The organism is Grimontia marina (assembly GCF_900060185.1).
Lineage (GTDB): Bacteria > Pseudomonadota > Gammaproteobacteria > Enterobacterales > Vibrionaceae > Enterovibrio > Enterovibrio marinus.
In genome coordinates this window covers 1-15927 of record NZ_FIZY01000084.1, presented here as the reverse complement: position 1 = coordinate 15927, position 15927 = coordinate 1, and the positions used below count along the sequence as shown (strand labels likewise).

11 protein-coding genes and 1 pseudogene are annotated in these 15927 nt (G+C 49.5%); 1 reads left to right on the top strand and 11 read right to left on the bottom strand.

All coding sequences use genetic code 11. The features are described from left to right. Positions 1-539, top strand: a 539-nt coding sequence (locus tag GMA8713_RS23995) for an IS3 family transposase (RefSeq protein WP_062705098.1), incomplete at its 5' end; no start/stop codon positions are given. A gap of 230 nt (positions 540-769) precedes the next feature. On the opposite strand, the gene GMA8713_RS23990 is transcribed toward GMA8713_RS23995, so the two are convergent. From GMA8713_RS23990 to GMA8713_RS28305, 11 genes and pseudogenes are all read right to left on the bottom strand, one after another. Then, on the bottom strand, positions 770-2182 hold the full coding sequence (locus GMA8713_RS23990) for a phosphoglucomutase/phosphomannomutase family protein (RefSeq protein WP_062714991.1): 1413 nt from the start codon (positions 2180-2182) through the stop codon (positions 770-772). A gap of 58 nt (positions 2183-2240) precedes the next feature. Then, a complete protein-coding gene (locus tag GMA8713_RS23985) occupies positions 2241-4646 on the bottom strand; it encodes a glycoside hydrolase family 94 protein (RefSeq protein ID WP_062714989.1) in 2406 nt (801 codons plus the stop codon). Positions 4647-4685: 39 nt separating this feature from the next. Continuing rightward, positions 4686-6602, bottom strand: coding sequence for a beta-N-acetylhexosaminidase (locus tag GMA8713_RS23980; RefSeq protein WP_062714987.1), 1917 nt, complete (start codon positions 6600-6602; stop codon positions 4686-4688). A 3-nt stretch (positions 6603-6605) separates the two neighbouring features. Continuing rightward, positions 6606-7484, bottom strand: coding sequence for a glucosamine kinase nucleotide-binding domain-containing protein (locus GMA8713_RS23975; RefSeq protein WP_062714984.1), 879 nt, complete (start codon positions 7482-7484; stop codon positions 6606-6608). Further along, positions 7477-9180, bottom strand: a complete 1704-nt coding sequence (locus tag GMA8713_RS23970) for a glycoside hydrolase family 9 protein (RefSeq protein ID WP_062714982.1) — start codon at positions 9178-9180, stop codon at positions 7477-7479. The genes GMA8713_RS23975 and GMA8713_RS23970 overlap by 8 nt, the downstream gene beginning before the upstream one ends. Positions 9181-9208: 28 nt before the next feature. Then, on the bottom strand, positions 9209-10198 hold the full coding sequence (locus GMA8713_RS23965; protein ID WP_002540450.1) for an ABC transporter ATP-binding protein: 990 nt from the start codon (positions 10196-10198) through the stop codon (positions 9209-9211). Between the two features lie 29 nt (positions 10199-10227). Beyond that, entirely contained in the window at positions 10228-11193 is a 966-nt protein-coding gene (locus tag GMA8713_RS23960) for an ABC transporter ATP-binding protein (protein ID WP_062714980.1), read from the bottom strand. Beyond that, entirely contained in the window at positions 11193-12218 is a 1026-nt protein-coding gene (locus tag GMA8713_RS23955) for an ABC transporter permease (RefSeq protein WP_062714978.1), read from the bottom strand. The genes GMA8713_RS23960 and GMA8713_RS23955 overlap by 1 nt, the downstream gene beginning before the upstream one ends. Before the next feature lie 2 nt (positions 12219-12220). After that, positions 12221-13207 (bottom strand): ABC transporter permease, encoded by a 987-nt coding sequence (locus GMA8713_RS23950; protein WP_002540447.1) that lies wholly within the window; start codon positions 13205-13207, stop codon positions 12221-12223. Between the two features lie 119 nt (positions 13208-13326). Further along, on the bottom strand, positions 13327-15009 hold the full coding sequence (locus GMA8713_RS23945; protein WP_062714976.1) for an ABC transporter substrate-binding protein: 1683 nt from the start codon (positions 15007-15009) through the stop codon (positions 13327-13329). Positions 15010-15814: 805 nt separating this feature from the next. Continuing rightward, positions 15815-15927: pseudogene (locus tag GMA8713_RS28305) on the bottom strand (IS630 family transposase); the annotation flags it as partial.

The following is a 15927-nucleotide window of genomic DNA, read 5'->3' as shown; positions in this document are numbered from 1 at the left end:
ACAAAGCACACAAGGTTTATCCCTACCTGCTGCGTGATATCGATGTCACTTATCCAAACCAAGCTTGGGCGATTGACATCACGTACATCCCCATGGCGAAGGGGTTCCTGTATCTGGTGGCCATTATCGACTGGTATAGCCGCAAAGTACTGGCTTGGCGCTTGTCGAATACGATGGATACAAGCTTTTGCATTGAGGCTCTCGAAGACGCACTGCAACACTACGGGCCGCCCGATATCTTCAATTCAGATCAAGGCAGCCAGTTTACTAGCGCTGAGTTTACTCAGAGATTAATCGACCATGATGTACGGATAAGCATGGATGGGAAAGGACGCTGGGTCGACAACGTGTTCATCGAGCGATTATGGCGTAGCTTGAAATATGAGGAGGTTTACTTAAAAGCCTATACCACCCCCCGAGAAGCTGAACTTGAAATCGGCCACTACATGGTGTTCTATAACGAAGAGCGTAACCATCAGGGACTCAATGACCTTACTCCTGATGAAGCCTACTTCGGCAGGCAAAGATACGCAGCATGAGCGGGATCAAACACTTAAAAAATTAGCTTGTGTGTCCAACCAATGGGGTCCACTTCTATACAAAAGGAGACGACGCTATGCTGGTTGTCGGTGACCTCTCTTTCCGTGAATGCACCCTCAGCAGATAAAAGAAAGGGTAGCTAAGCTACCCTTGTTGCAAAAACCTTTCGGTTTGCAGGAATGAACAGCATTGTTGCCAATTTAGTGGATTAGACTGTTCATTTTGGACATCAAACGTACAGGAACTCTTTGATTTGTTTAACCAGAGCTTCCGCGGTGTCTTTGTCTTCCCACTCCACGAAAATACGCAGTAGTGGCTCGGTGCCTGAGAAGCGCGCCAATGCCCAACCACCGTTCTTGAAGTAAACCTTCAGGCCATCGGCATAGCTGACTTTTTCAATCTCATAAGCAAATTCTGGCAGCGCTTTTTCTACATAAATCTTGTTGTAGAGCTCTTCGCGCTGAGAAGCCTTGAACGTGCAATCACCTTCAGCTGTGTAGGCGTAGCCATACTTGCTATAGATTTCATCAAGCAATTCAGATAGTTTCTTGCCCGTTACGCTGATCATTTCCACCAATAAGCTTGAAGCGAATACGCCATCTTTACCTTTGATGTGGCCGCGGATTGTCAGGCCACCAGAGCTTTCGCCGCCAATCAGGGAGTCATCTGCTTCCATTTGTGAGCTGATGTGTTTGAATCCAACAGGCACTTCAAAACTCTTCTCGTCATGGTCTGCGGCGACTTTATCCAGCAGGTGAGTGGTCGCGATGTTACGCACTACAGAACCTTTCCAGCCTTTGTACTTCAGCATGTAGTAGTACAGCAGCAACAGGACTTCATTCGGGTGAATGAAGTTACCTTTCTCGTCGATGATGCCAAGACGGTCTGCATCACCATCGGTACCAATACCAATGTCGTAACCTTCATGAGCAACCAAATGTTTCAGGCGATAAAGCGTTGCAGCACTTGGTGATGGCATCAAACCGCCGAAGCCTGGGTTTGCACCGTCGTTGATAACGTCAACGTCACAGCGGCCAGAGATCAGCACGGTTTGCAGGGCGTTTTTCGCCACACCGAACATAGGGTCGATCAGTACGCGCAGGTTCGCCTTTTTGATCGCTTCAATGTCGATGAAATCGATGATCGAATCCACGAATTCGTTCATCGGGTTGATGATTTTGACTGAGCCTGCTTCAACCGCATCTTCGAAGTCGATGGTTTTCACATCGCTCAGTTGAAGTTGACTAATTTGCTCTTCAATCTTCGCAGTGATGATTTCGTCTGCGTCACGGCCGCCTTTGATAAAGACTTTGACGCCGTTGTAATCCGCAGGGTTGTGTGAAGCGGTGATACACGCCGAGTAGTGGGTTTCCATCTCCTTCGCTTTGAACATCACGATAGGGGTTGGAACGTATTTGTCGATAAAGCTAACGGTGATGCCGTTTGCAGCTAGTACGCTCGCAAACCATTCTGCCGCTTTGTCAGAGAGGAAACGGCGGTCATAACCGATAACAAAGCCCGGCTCGATCGCGTTTTCATTGATCATGATGTTGGCAAGGCTCTGGGCAACGAGTCGCACGTTATCGCGGGTAAACTCTTCGCCAATCAGTGCACGCCAGCCACCGGTACCAAATTGGATCATGGTTGATCTCCTTTAGAAACAGACAAATAACGGGGCTGATTCAGCCCCGTTTTTGTGATTAGCCCAGAACAACAACCACTTCGTTCACAGAGCCTGCCGCTTGTGCAGGAATTGCACCTTCAACAGTCTCACCGTTCAGAGTGATTGATTTCACGCCTTTGCTAACGCCGTTCGGGTTTTCAACCTTGATGTTGTAAGTCGCATTGCGCCATTCACGACGAACTTCGAAACCAGGCCAGCTTGTTGGGATACAAGGGTCTACGATCAGACCGTCGAAACCAGTTTGCACGCCCAGGATGAAGTTAGTTACCGCGAAGTAAGCCCAACCAGATGTACCTGTCAGCCATGGGTGGTTTGCACGGCCGTGGTTTTCGTGGTCGCGACCCATGATGAACTGAACATAAGAGTAAGGTTCAGCCACACGCTTCTCGATCATGTCGTTTTGGTTGTAAGGGTTCAGTGCGTCGTAGAACTTCATTGCACGGTCGCCACGGCCCAGTTTGGTTTCTGCAACCCAAGCCCATGGGTTTGGATGCGAGAAGATTGCGCCGTTTTCTTTCACGCCTTGGTATACGCGGGTGACGAAGCCGATGTCATCGTTTGGTGTTGCGAATGATGGAGAGTTCAGGTGCAGACCGTACTCACAGTAAAGGTTCTCATCTACCGCGTCCATGGCCTTCTCACCACGTTCTTGTGATGCCAGACCAGACAGAACTGCCAGAGTGTTTGACTCAAGGTGAACACGACCTTCAGCTTGTTGCGCTGTACCGATCTTGTCACCCGTCTTGGTCAGACCGCGGATGTACCAGCCACCCTCGTCGTCCCAAAGGTGTTTTTCACACGCTTCACGAAGGTTTGCTGCCATCTCAGTGTATTTAGCAACATCTGCGTCTTTACCTTTGTATTTGGCCAGTTGGATGAACTCTTGCAGTGCCCAGAAGTGCAGGAATGATGTCATTGCTGACTCACCGCCACCCAGGTTCAGACAGTCGTTCCAGTCTGCACGCAGACCTTTACAGATACCGGTTTGACCGACGTATTCAGCCGAGAAGTCCAGTGCTGCTTTCATGTGCTCGTAGACAGATGCATTACCACCGTTTGCGTAAGGGATCATCTCATCCAAGAAGCTCTCTTCGCCAGTTTCCTGAATGTAGTTAATGATGGTTGGTACAATCCACAGGTGGTCATCAGAACAGGTGTCTTCGATACCGTGGATCTTATCTTCATCACTTGGTGTTGGAACAACAGTCGGTGATTTAGATGGTTTAACGTCCGCTTTTTCTGGATCGAACCAGTCTGGATCGAACAGGTGCAGACCGTAGCCTTCTTTCACCTGACCACGCAGCAGATCCACCAGACGTTTACGCGTCATGTGCGGGTTTGCGTGAGGAACAGAAATCGCATCTTGTGCGGTGTCACGGTATCCCAGACCAGTACGGCCGCCTACTTCGATGAATGACGCAAAGCGAGACCAAACCACGCAGGTTTCTGCTTGGTACAGGGTCCAAGCGTTGATCATGGTGTCCAGACCTTCGTTTGGTGAGGTTACCTGGAACTTGTTACAGCGCTCATCCCAGTGACCTTTGATTGCTGCAAATGCGGCATCAACGTTAGCCATGTCCTGGTATTTCGCGCGCAGACGCTGACCTTCGCCTTTGCCGATACCCAGCAAGAATACGAAGCGAACCTCTTCACCTGGCTGAATAACGAATTGCTTGTGCAAAGAGCCACAGTGGTTGTAACAGGTTTGAACGTGGTTAGAGCAACGGCCATTCTCTACTGCAATTGGGTTTGCTTCGTCACGGTACATACCCAGGAAGCTATCGCGATGACCGTCGTAGCTGTCAGGATCGAAGCTGGACGCCATGTAGTAGAAACCTTCGTAATCGTTGGTGTTGTAGTACAGGTCGTACTCAATCACACCGTCGTTGTACGAAGTACCTGCAGAGTACAGGCTCATCTGATGGTTCTGGTTATCAGACTGGATATGGCTGAATGAGAACTCAACGAAAGAGAACGCACTGATCGTACGTGGCTTGTCACCATCGTTCTTGATCTTAACGTCCCAGATTTGTGCGTCTTCGCCTTTTGGTACGAACAGGGTTTTCTGTGCGGTGATGCCGTTGTACTCACACTTGAACTTAGAGTATGACAGGCCGTGACGCACTTCGTACGATGCTTCTTCCAGGCTTTTAGCCACTGGCTGCCAGGAGATTGACCAGTAGTCACCAGTCTCGTCATCACGCAGGTACACGTAGTGGCCCGGACGGTCGAAGGTACCGTTTGGGCGGAATTTGGTGACGCGGTTGTACTCAGGGCTGTTGTAGAACGAGTAGCCACCTGCGTTGTGTGAAATAACGGTACAGAACTTTTCTGTACCTAAATAGTTGGTCCATGGCGCCGGTACGTCAGGGCGGGTAATGACATATTCCCGGTTGTCGTTATCAAAGAAGCCGTATTTCATGGCGTGTATCCTTCTACAAATCTCAAAAAATTGAAGTAATTACCGACGATAGTTAATACCCAGACGATCCAGGTACTGCAGTTGTCCGCTGAGACGGGCTTGGAAATCTGCCCAGTCCCGCTGTTCCTTGGCGCTCCAACACACTTCTGCGATCGCCAGAAGGCGAGGGAAGATCATGTACTCGAAGCGGCTTTGGGTATTGGTCATCTCGCACCAAAGTGCGCATTGAATTCCTTTCACTTTCCCAAACTCTTCTGTGGTGACGGTTGAGTTAGCGAAAGGCTCATAGTGGTAGGCTTTTTCAAGCGGTACCTTACAGGCCCAGTCTGTGCCCGGCTCACAAGCCGAGTAGTCTTGTGCCATATCCAAGTAAGTTTCGTGGCCCGGCTGAAGCACAACGTTGTAACCGTTGCGAATGCAGTCGAGACCGGATTGCTCGTTGAGCCAAGAGAAGATCACTGTGTCTTTGCTGACTTTGTCGCCAAACACGGCCTCTTCCCAGCCAAACATTTGTTTGCCTTTGGTGCTGAGGAAATCTTCACAGTGACGCAGAACGTGACCCTGAAGATCTTTGAAGTCCTTGTAGCCGTGGGTTTTCATCAAGGCCTGACATGCAGGGCTGTCCGTCCACACGCCTTCTGGCACTTCGTCAGCACCAATGTGAACGTAAGGCGCAGGAAAAAGCTCACACACTTCTTTCAGAACGGTTTCCAAGAAGGTGTAAGTGCCTTTGAGGCCAGGGTTGAGCACATTGTCGTTGTAGTTCTGAATGCTGCGATACGCTGAGGTATCGGCATCTTCAACCAGCAGTTGTGGCAGGGATTTGATAGCGGCACGGCAGTGACCTGGGATATCAATTTCCGGCACCACAGTGATGCCTCGCTCTGCGGCATACGCAATGACTTCACGGATCTCGTCTTTGGTGTAAAAACCACCGTGGATCTTGGACAGCGAAGTGTACTGAGGCTCAATGCTTTCGAATGGCCCACGCCAGGCGCCGATTTCCGTTAGCTCCGGATACGCATCAATCTGGATGCGCCAGCCTTCGTCATCGGTTAAGTGCCAATGGAAATGGTTGAACTTAAAACGAGCCAGTTGATTGATCAGGTTTTTCACACGGCTGAGAGGGTGGAAGTGACGTGCACAGTCCAGCATCATGCCGCGGTAACCAAAGCGTGGATGGTCTTCAACTTCAACACATGGCAGGGCGTAATCGAAGTAATGACGATGTGACGCCTGTGTTGGCAGCAGTTGAAGTACAGTCGCCACGCCATGGGCAAAGCCAGCTTCGTTCGATGCTGAAATCGTTACTCTCTGAAGAGTTACGCTTACCCGGTAGTGCTCTGGCTTCAGGTTTTTATCCTGAACCAGACGGATTTGAGCTTCTTGCTTGATGGTGACATCACGGCGAAGGTGTTGAGACATCTCGTCTGCCAGCCAACGCGCAGCAGGTTTACTGATATCACTGTCAGATTGAATCGCGATGTCGTCAGTCAGCGCAAACTGGCCTTGCTTTACCACCAGTGCTTTAGGCTGAGGGATCAGATTGATCGCTTTCGGTTCCGGAAGTGTCAGTGATACGCGCTCTGGTGTTTGGGTACCCAGATTGATTGGTGTTGTTTCAACTGGCACGGCCTTAACGCCATCTTCAGTGGTGATCAACAGGCATGCATCACCAATGCCTTCATCATGCATGGAGAAAGGCTTGGTAGGATGGCTGAACTCGAGATACAGATGATGGTTTGCGTTTAAAGGTTCGCCCGTTTCAAAAATACACAGACTGCCAATCTGTTTTAAGGTGCCGTGAGACACTGACGTTGGCAGCACATAGCGACTGGCGCTGAATGTCAGCTGCCAGTTCTGGATGTTAGTTTCAGAAAGGTTATGAAGCACTAATGCAAAGCGGCTTTCACTTGGCGTCGCTTCAATAACATTGAGGTCTAGGCGAAAATTCATGGCTCACCTCGAAAACGGATAAAGATTGTGGTTACCGCGCGCCATCAAAATAGCGCCGGCCATGGCATCCGCCTGGGGTTTTACCAGCAAAGACTGGGCCGCTGGAGACAGCCAGCGAACAATGCGTTCACCAATGCTGCCCATCAGCGCGATTTGCGTTGCGCCTTTACGGTTCAAACCGAGGATAAGACGCTCTACATCATCAGCAGAGCCTTGCAGTAATTCCATGGCAAGTTCATCTCGTTCCATTGCCAGTTCGAATATTTTCGGACTGAATTGGCCGTAATCGCGTGGTTTTGCGGTTTTGGACCATTCAACAATGGCATCGAGGTCGTGGTTGAAATGTGCAAGGACGTGGTCTGACAAAGCTGAACCGGTGCGAAGACCATCGTGCGCCAGCAGTGTTTGTTGGATCAGGCGCAATCCCATAACCGCGCCGCCGCCTTGATCGGAGATTGGGAATTCACGGCCACCGACAACATGCTGTTGACCGTTTTCTAAATAGATACCGACAGAGCCTGTGCCAGCGATAACGATGGCACCGTTATCACCGCTGAATGCGCCCATACATGCACCATAACCGTCAGTGTTCAGGGTCATGTGTTTGTACGGGTGCGGCAGAGACATAAAGGCATGCCAGGCTGAGCGTTGCTCCGCTGCTGCCAATGCAAGACCAACAGACAGTGTGGAAAGGTCGGTGATGCCAGCCTGTTCAGCCGCTTGAGCAATAGCGCTTTGGATGTTATCCATCGCCAGTTCCACACCCAAGAGGATGTTGGCACTGCCGGTTTTGGCTTCACCCAAAAACTGGCCTTGTTCATCAACAATACGTGCGCGGCAGGAAGTGCCACCACCGTCTACGCCACAGAAGAAATTACCCATGGGCAACATCCTTCTTTTGCATGGCAATCGCTAACAGATACCAAGCCGCATGTGGGATCCATTGCTCTCCCCAACGCCAGTTCTGCAGCATGTCATCTTTCTGGCCTTCAGGTTTGAAAGCGATGTCATGCTCGTTTTCAAAGCCAGCCGTAATGCCGTTGCACACGCCGCCTTTGGCATTGATAAAGCCAAGATCAGGCAGATAGTCAGGGTTGTTGCGGCCATGGCCGTCCAACATGCACATGTCGTAAGGGTTGAGTCCCACAATCCAGTTCAGGGCATGTTGACCGTATTCACGAAGCTTGGCTTTTTGCTCTTCGTCAGACACATAGCTGGTGGCCATAAATGCCATGGCAGCCAGTGAACCCAGACGCGCATTTTCACCTTGCCACCAGTATCCGGTCTCGTTGCGTTGGGCAACGAAGAAGCTGGTGCGTTTTTCTGCGTCGACATTCTTGATGTACTGACGCGGATAACCGAATGGGTTGTTCACTTCGGCGGAGATGCTGAGCTCAAAGTTCAGCGCATTGAAAAGGGTTTCCGTATATTTCGCTTTGAGTGTGTCATCGCCTTCTACCTGAAGGTATTGCATCAGCGAAATCGCAGGCAAGCCTGCTTCAGCAGCATGAAAATAAGGGCGAGAACCATCACCGTTAGCGGACCAGAAGTGATTAATACATTCATCACTCTGTTGTTGCTCGGCAAGGCGGGTTGCCCAATAACGCGCTTCTTCAAGGTATGACTCGCTGGCGGTGAGTTTGAAAAGTTCTGTTGTTGCCAGCAGCGCGCAGTAAAAGTCGATGGTGTTTTCCTGACCATCGTCTAGGTAAGACGTATTGTTTTCTTTTAGATGCCAGTAGCCCGTTTCTGCAGTCTTTTGGTAAGCCTCAACATCGTATTCGCCGTTAACACCAAAGCGCGCTGCAGCGGAAAGTGATGCGATCGCTACGCCAGCCCCCTGACGGAAACCAGCCTGGAATGCATTGGTCTTGTGACCTTGCTGGGTTTCATAAGCGCAGATATCGCGTTGAGAAGGATCTTTGCTCCACTTGTCGAACACGGTCAGGTAGAAGAAACCTTCTGCGTCCTGCATGCGAACGAGAAAATCTGCACCAAACAGCGCTTCATCATGCAGACGGGTTTTAGAGAATGGAGCCAGTTCTGAAGAAAGGGTTTCCAGAGTATTCAGCATATTCCAGACAACCATCGGAATTTGCTGAGGGTTTAAATAGTTAGCATATGAAAGGTGGCTGAAGTATTTGCTGACGTCGCCTGACGCATCATACCAACCGCCATGAACATCAACGTGACGATCTGTGCCAAGAAGGGGCGTAGTGCGATCGCGCTGATCAAACGTGCCTGTACAACGCTGGGATTTGAAGTAGTGGATCACATCTGAAAAGGTGCGATCAAACAGGATACCTTCTGCGACAGAAAAAGCCGGAGACGAAACATCTCCCACTTTGACGAAGAAATCTCCGCACTCATTGAGTGCAGAGAAATCGATACGGTAAACTTCGCCGGTATGCCATTGGTCTACAGAACCACAAGCACAAACAGGCAGCTGCATCACTGATTGCCCAGTCTGGCAATCTACAATATCGGCATGTGTCGCAGTGACTTCTTGCTTTGCAAGGATCAGCGCTTGTTTATTGCCGAAGCGCTCATAGCCGATATGATTGATCAACAGCTGCATTTTACCTCCTAAAACTCTAGCCCGAGGCTCACTCGAACAGATAGCAGCGAACGAAGTGGTTATCCGCCAGTTTGGTCACTGGAGGCAACGCCTGACGACATTTTTCTGTCGCGTGCAGACAGCGGCCAGCAAATGGACAGCCAACAGAATCCGGCGTCCATAGAGGAATTTCGCCTTTATTACCTTCCAGCTCGGTGTGGATAGATTTCGAAGGATCCGGTACTGCGGAAACCAGCAGGCGAGTGTATGGGTGTTGTGGACGGTGAATGATTTCTTCACAGTCACCCCATTCCACCATGTGGCCAACGTACATTACCGCCAGATCTTCTGCGATATAACGTGCAGTAGCGATGTCGTGCGTGATGTAAAGCAGTGCCATTTCCTTCTCAAACTTCATCTCTTCCATCAGGTTCAATACACCTGCACGGATAGAGACGTCGAGCATGGAGGTTGGTTCGTCAGCCAGTACAACTTCAGCACCTACAGCGATGTTACGCGCTAAGTTAACGCGCTGGCGCTGACCACCAGAAAGCTGGTGAGGGTACTTCTGCGCGGTTTCTTTTGGCGGTGTCAGACCAACCTGATTCAGCAGGTCGTACACTTGTTCTTCCAGTTCTTTCGGGTTGCTGCTCGCTTTTTTGTGAATGTGCAGTGGACGCGCGATGTGGTGGAAAATGGTGTGTGTTGGGTTCAGGGAACCGAACGGGTCTTGCCATACCATCTGAACACCTTCCCGATAGGTCATCAGATCGTTTTTCTTGGTGATCGTCGCGATGTCGCGGCCTTTGTACTCAATAGAGCCAGAGGTTGGTGCATACATCTTGGCGATCATTTTTGCTGAGGTAGATTTACCTGAACCAGATTCACCTACTACCGACAGACCGCGGCTTTTATACAGTTTGAATGACACGTCATTCAGTGCGCGCATCATTGGCTTGTTCAGCGCATTACTGCTGATAGGGAAATCTTTTACTAGATTTTTGCCTTCAACAATCGGTTGGCCTAATTCTTTAGTCATTGCTCACTCCTACAAGTCGCTAAAGCCAATTACTTGCCTGTAAACAGGTGGCAGTTGGTGAAACGGTTTGGCTCTACCTGAGTCAATGTGTTAGCCACTTTGAAACAGGTATCTTTGGTCTTTCCGCAACGAGCCTGGAAACGACAGCCTTGTGGGATCTCAAGCAGGTTCAATGGGTTGCCTGGAATACCGGAAAGGTGTGTTTTTGGACCCGTCAGTGGAGGGAATGAGCTAGCCAGACCTTCGGTGTAAGGGTGATAAGGGTTTTTGAGGATTTCTTTCGACGGTGCCACCTCAATCAACTGGCCGGCATACATGATGCCGATACGGTCAGTGAACTCCACCATGAGTGACAGGTCATGGGTGATGAACAGAATCGAGAAACCAAACTCTTCTTTCAGTGCGTGGATCTTTTGCAGGATCTCGCGCTGAACCACCACGTCCAGTGCCGTTGTCGGCTCGTCCATGATGATCATTTTCGGGTTCAGAGCCAGTGCAATCGCGATAACCAGACGCTGACGCATACCACCAGAGAACTGGTGCGGGTAGTCGCTCAAACGGCTTGGGTGAATATCAACGATTTCCAACAGACCTTCTGCGCGGCGCTTTGCCTGTTCACGGGTCATGTTGGTATGGCGCATGATAACGTCACAGAACTGCTCTTCCATGGTTAGAACGGGGTTCAGGGCGTTCATCGCTGATTGGAACACCATGGAGATTTCTTTCCAGCGGAAGCGGCTCATGCGCTCATCGCTGTATTTCATGATGTCTTCACCGTTGAAGAGGACTTCACCGTCGCTGATGAATGCAGGCGGCTTATGAAGACGCATCAGTGAGAATGCTACGGTGGATTTACCACAGCCAGACTCACCGGCGAGGCCGAATACTTCGCCTTTACCAATATCAAAACTTACGTTGTTTACTGCGCGGACATCGCCCGCGTCAGTAATGTAGTCAACACATAGGTTGCGGATTTGTAGTTGTGCTTCGCTCATTATTTCTCTCCGCTCATTGCTACTTGTGGAGTCAGCTCAGTTTCTGATCGTGCCTGAGTTTCTGCTGCTTGCATCTTCTTCCAGCGCTTAAGGCCTTTTTGTGCACGCAACTGCGGGTTAGCGATTTCATCGACTGCGAAGTTAACCAGTGCCAGTGCAAGAGACAGCAAGCTCAGCGCCAAACAAGGTGCCAGTACTTCCCACCAGATACCCAGTTGCATTGCTGAAGAGGTACGTACGTTGTACAGCATTGAACCCCAGCTCACTGCACTCGGGTCGCCCATACCGATGAACGAGAGCACAGATTCAGTCAGGATGGCGTACATCACAGAGCCGATGAAGCTTGCACCTACCAGAGGGATAAGGTTTGGCAGGATTTCAACAAACAGGATGCGAGTGCGGGATTCGCCAAGCACTTCTGCGGCTTTAACGAACTCTTTCTCACGAATTGCCAGTGTCTGGGAGCGGATTACCCTGGCGCCCCATGCCCAGGAGGTTAAGGCTATTACCAAGGCGATGGTGAGCGGACCTGCCTGACCGACGAATGCTGCTACTACCATCACGATTGGAAGCTGAGGCATAACCAGCATGACGTTCATTGCACCTGACAGCATGTTATCTACACGTCCGCCAAAGTAACCTGCAGAGATACCCATGATGGTGGCAACCACACACACGAAAATACCTGCAGTGAAGCCAACGAACAGTGAGGTTCGTGCACCGTGAACCACCTGAGACCAGATGTCACGGCCAAGACGGGTAGTACCCATCACGTGTTCACCGTCTTTTGACATACGCAGACGACGTTGGTTATCTGCCAGATTCTCGGCTACCCAACCATCTGGATTAGCCTGTGCCATTTTGACAACAAAACCAGGGTATTCATGTGGTGCACCCGTACGCTTGTGCGGGTCGTACTGAGAAAGAAACGGTGCAAATACAGCGGCGATGATAAACATCAGAATTAAGATGACACCTACCAGAGCTTTTGTATTACCGCGAATAATATTAAGAAAATCTTTCATGATTATTTGCCTCCCTTACGCAGACGTGGGTCAAGCAAAACGATGAGAACATCAGCGATGAAGTTGAAGCACAGCATAACGATGGTCAGGATGATCAGCAGGCCTTGCAGTACTTGGTAGTCACGGCCGTTAACCGCATTGAGCATCGCCGTACCCAATCCTGGGTATTGGAAAATCATTTCTACAACCAGCTGACCGGCAACTGCCATACCCAGCGCCATAGAAAGCGCAGTCACGGTTGGCAACAGGGCGTTACGAGCGGCGTAGTTGAAGACAACGCGGTTCTCTGAAAGGCCCTTACCTTTAGCCATTGTGATGTAGTCTTCCGCCAACAAGTTGATCATGTTGTTACGCATGTTGATAAGGAAGCCACCGATTTGTGCGATGGTCGCACAGAACAGAGGAAGAAAAGCGTGGTAGAGAATGCCGCTGTATGTCTCCCAGCTGGTGAAGTCGAGGATTGCGCCCTCTGGCATGCCGTAAGATGTCGGGAACCACTTGAGCGTGATACCGAATATGAAAAGGATAAGCATGCCGATAACAACAGGTGGAATTGCCTGCAAGGCCATAAAACCTGGAGACACGAATGAGTCGAAGCGACTGCCACGGCGCCATGCCGCGAAGATACCAACCACTGAACCGATACAAAACGCCATCACTACGGAAGTACCTGCAAGGAACAGAGTCCAACCGAGAGACTTAGCAATCAGCTCGTTAACAGTCATTGGATAGAATTGGGTTGATACGCCAAGCTCCCAAGTGAAAATACTTTTCACGTAAGTCAGGAACTGAACGTGGATAGGGCCATCAACGAAACCCAAAAGTGCTTTCATTGCCGCGATACGTTCAGGGGTTACCTGTACACTCGCGTTGGCAAACATCATGGTCACCGGGTCGCCGGGCATTGCACGTGGTAAAATAAAATTCAGCGTGATTGCGATAAGCAATGCGCCAAAATAAAACATTAATCTATTAAGAAAAAATCCCATAACTCACACCTTAAGTGGCACGACGAAGCCGTGACCAAAGAATTAAAGCTCCAAGGTCAAAAGTACCGATTGTTTATCTTTGGAAAGAGGCGGCGCGGATGCGCCGCCAGATTTAGAGATTAAGCTTTTGGCTTAAGGTCAAGAATGTGCAGCAGACGCTCATTGATACCTTGCCAAATCATTGGACGGCCTTTGGCATTGTCCGCACTCCACCAGCCAGTGAAGCGTGATTCGTTGAACTGGTAAGTAGAAGCCGCAGACAGAACTGGAATCACTACTTGATTGTCAGACAGGATCTTTTCAATCTTGTGAGCCATTTCCACTTGCTCTTCACGGTCAGCTGTTGAGTAGAATTTCTCCAGCAGCTCGTCTACTTCCGCGTTCTTGAAGCGGTGCATCGCGAAGCGTGGGTTACCTTCTTTCGCCATGAAGCGAGAGTGGAAGCCAGTGTCCCAAGTCTGGTGTGGATCTGGACCTGTGAAGTAGTTAGTCAGAGCTACGTCGAACGTACCACCAGCCATTGCTTCGTTGTAAACAGAGAAGTCAGGCGTTACAGCTTTCGCTTTGATACCTACATCTGCCAGGTTTTCTGCTGCCAGTTGTGAAGTGTTGTTCCAGTCAGTCCAGCCAGAAGGAGTCTGGATTGCCAGTTCAAAGCTCTTGCCTGATGGAGTTTCTACGAAACCGTCACCATTGATGTCTTTAAAGCCTGCTTTCTTCAGCAACTCTTTAGAAAACTCAACGTTGTATGAGTTGAATTTCTTCGCTGCTTCGTAAGTTGTAGGATTAGACCAGCTTTGGTAAAGCGCTGCGATACCTGCTGCAGAGTGGTTTGGAGAACCTGCACCGTAGAACGCGATGTCAATGATTGATTGACGGTCGATAGCAGCAGACATTGCGCGACGGAAGTCAACGTTAGTCAGAGCTTCGTTCTTAGCTGCTTCTGGGTGCTCGAAGTTAACCAGCAGGTTAACAGAAGAGCCTACTGGCGCTGGCCAGTATTTGTGGTTCTTGTTCACTGATGCGTAAACTGCGTCGATATCTGGGATGAACGAAGAAGTCCAGTCCAGCTCAGAAGCAACAATCTTAGACAGCAGACCGTCGTTGTTGTTGATCAGAGGCATACGCAGACAGTCGATAGCTACGCTGTCAGCATCCCAGTAGTTAGGGTTTTCACACTGTACATACAGGTTGCTGGTGAAGGTATCAACTTCGGTGAACGGGCCAGAACCAACTGGAGTTTCGTTCGCGAAAGCTTCTGGCTTGTCAATCTTGCTCCAGATGTGCTTAGGAACAGGATGCGTTTGAACCAGTTTGAAAGGTGCTGAAGAGTTAGCTTCGTTCAGCGAAATTTCAACGCTGTTGCCTTTCACTTTAACGTCGCTGATCAGCGCTGCGTTACCTGCAAGGTCAAGCGCTGCGTTTTCACGGATCAGGTTGTAAGTAAATGCCACGTCCTCTGCAGTGAAAGGTGTGCCGTCAGACCATTTAACGCCTTCACGGATTTCGAAAGTTACTTTTCTCAGGTCATCTGAGATTGTGTAGTCCTTCGCCAGACGCATTACTGGAGTGTTGCCGTCCAGCTGGTTGAAGATAACCAGTGGCTCGTAAACAAAGTCCAGGGTCGACTTCAGGTTGTTCTGCAAGAACGGGTTGAAGTTACGAGTAAGTTGTGGGTAGAAGTCAGGTACGATAGTTAGTTCTACTCTATCGGCAGCGCTGACAACAGGAGCTGTCAGTACCGACGCTGCGGCCGCAACGACGGCTACTGCAAGTTTTGTTTTCTTTAGATTGGCAAGCATAGCTGTTCCTTACTAGTTGCTTTGTTCCACTTGGTTCTGACCATAAACAATTTGGTCAGGCCGGAACCCGCTATGAATAACCACACAAGTGAACTTGGTTATCCACATGGCCGTGCAGGCTCAGTGCAAGGTAAGGAAACTCCGGTTCCGTATTTGGGTCAATTGGGTAGTCCGTTAAAATCGTCAAAAGGAAATAAAGGAGCGTCAAAACCGTCAATATTGACGGTTTTGACAAGGTTTCTCCTCAATTGATTGAGGTCAAAAAATGCTCTAAATCCGTCCATTAGAACGTTTAATGTTAGTGGTTACTATCGTTCAGGGTTCTTGTTTATTTTGTTTTTAGTGAAATTGAAATATTGGGTGATCTCGATCTCCGTTTGTTTTAACCGTTAATTTTTTGCTGAAAATTTGAGTGCTGATTTTGTTGTGATTCCGTTCTCATAAACGGAAAAAGGTCACAATCTTTTGGCTGTCGGTTAAAAATAGAGCACGATTTGGTGGGCTATGAACGGCAAAATTATCCGCATAAATCCTGCAATAGCGGTTGGATTTCACGTCTAAAAATAAGATTAGAGTAAGCACAGGAAGTCCAATGCATTGAAGAGGTAATAGGAGGCTTAATCGACCTATATCGGACAAAATACAGAGAGCATGATGGAGTAGATGCAGTAACTGGCATGCTGATTCAAGCTTCCAGACGCAAAGTGTTGTCACTGCTTAGGTAGCAGGGATGGTCTGGATGTGCGTGAAAGCGGGCTTTGTAGTGCTTTCTGCGAGGGAGGGACACTGAGCTAAATAGCTGATCCTAATTGTGAGTCTTTTTTGCCATCCCATGACCTGAGCCAGGATACGGTGATGCCGTCGCCATAAAGTGCTTCACCTGTGCCAATAGCTGGTACATGTACTTGCATTGATGAT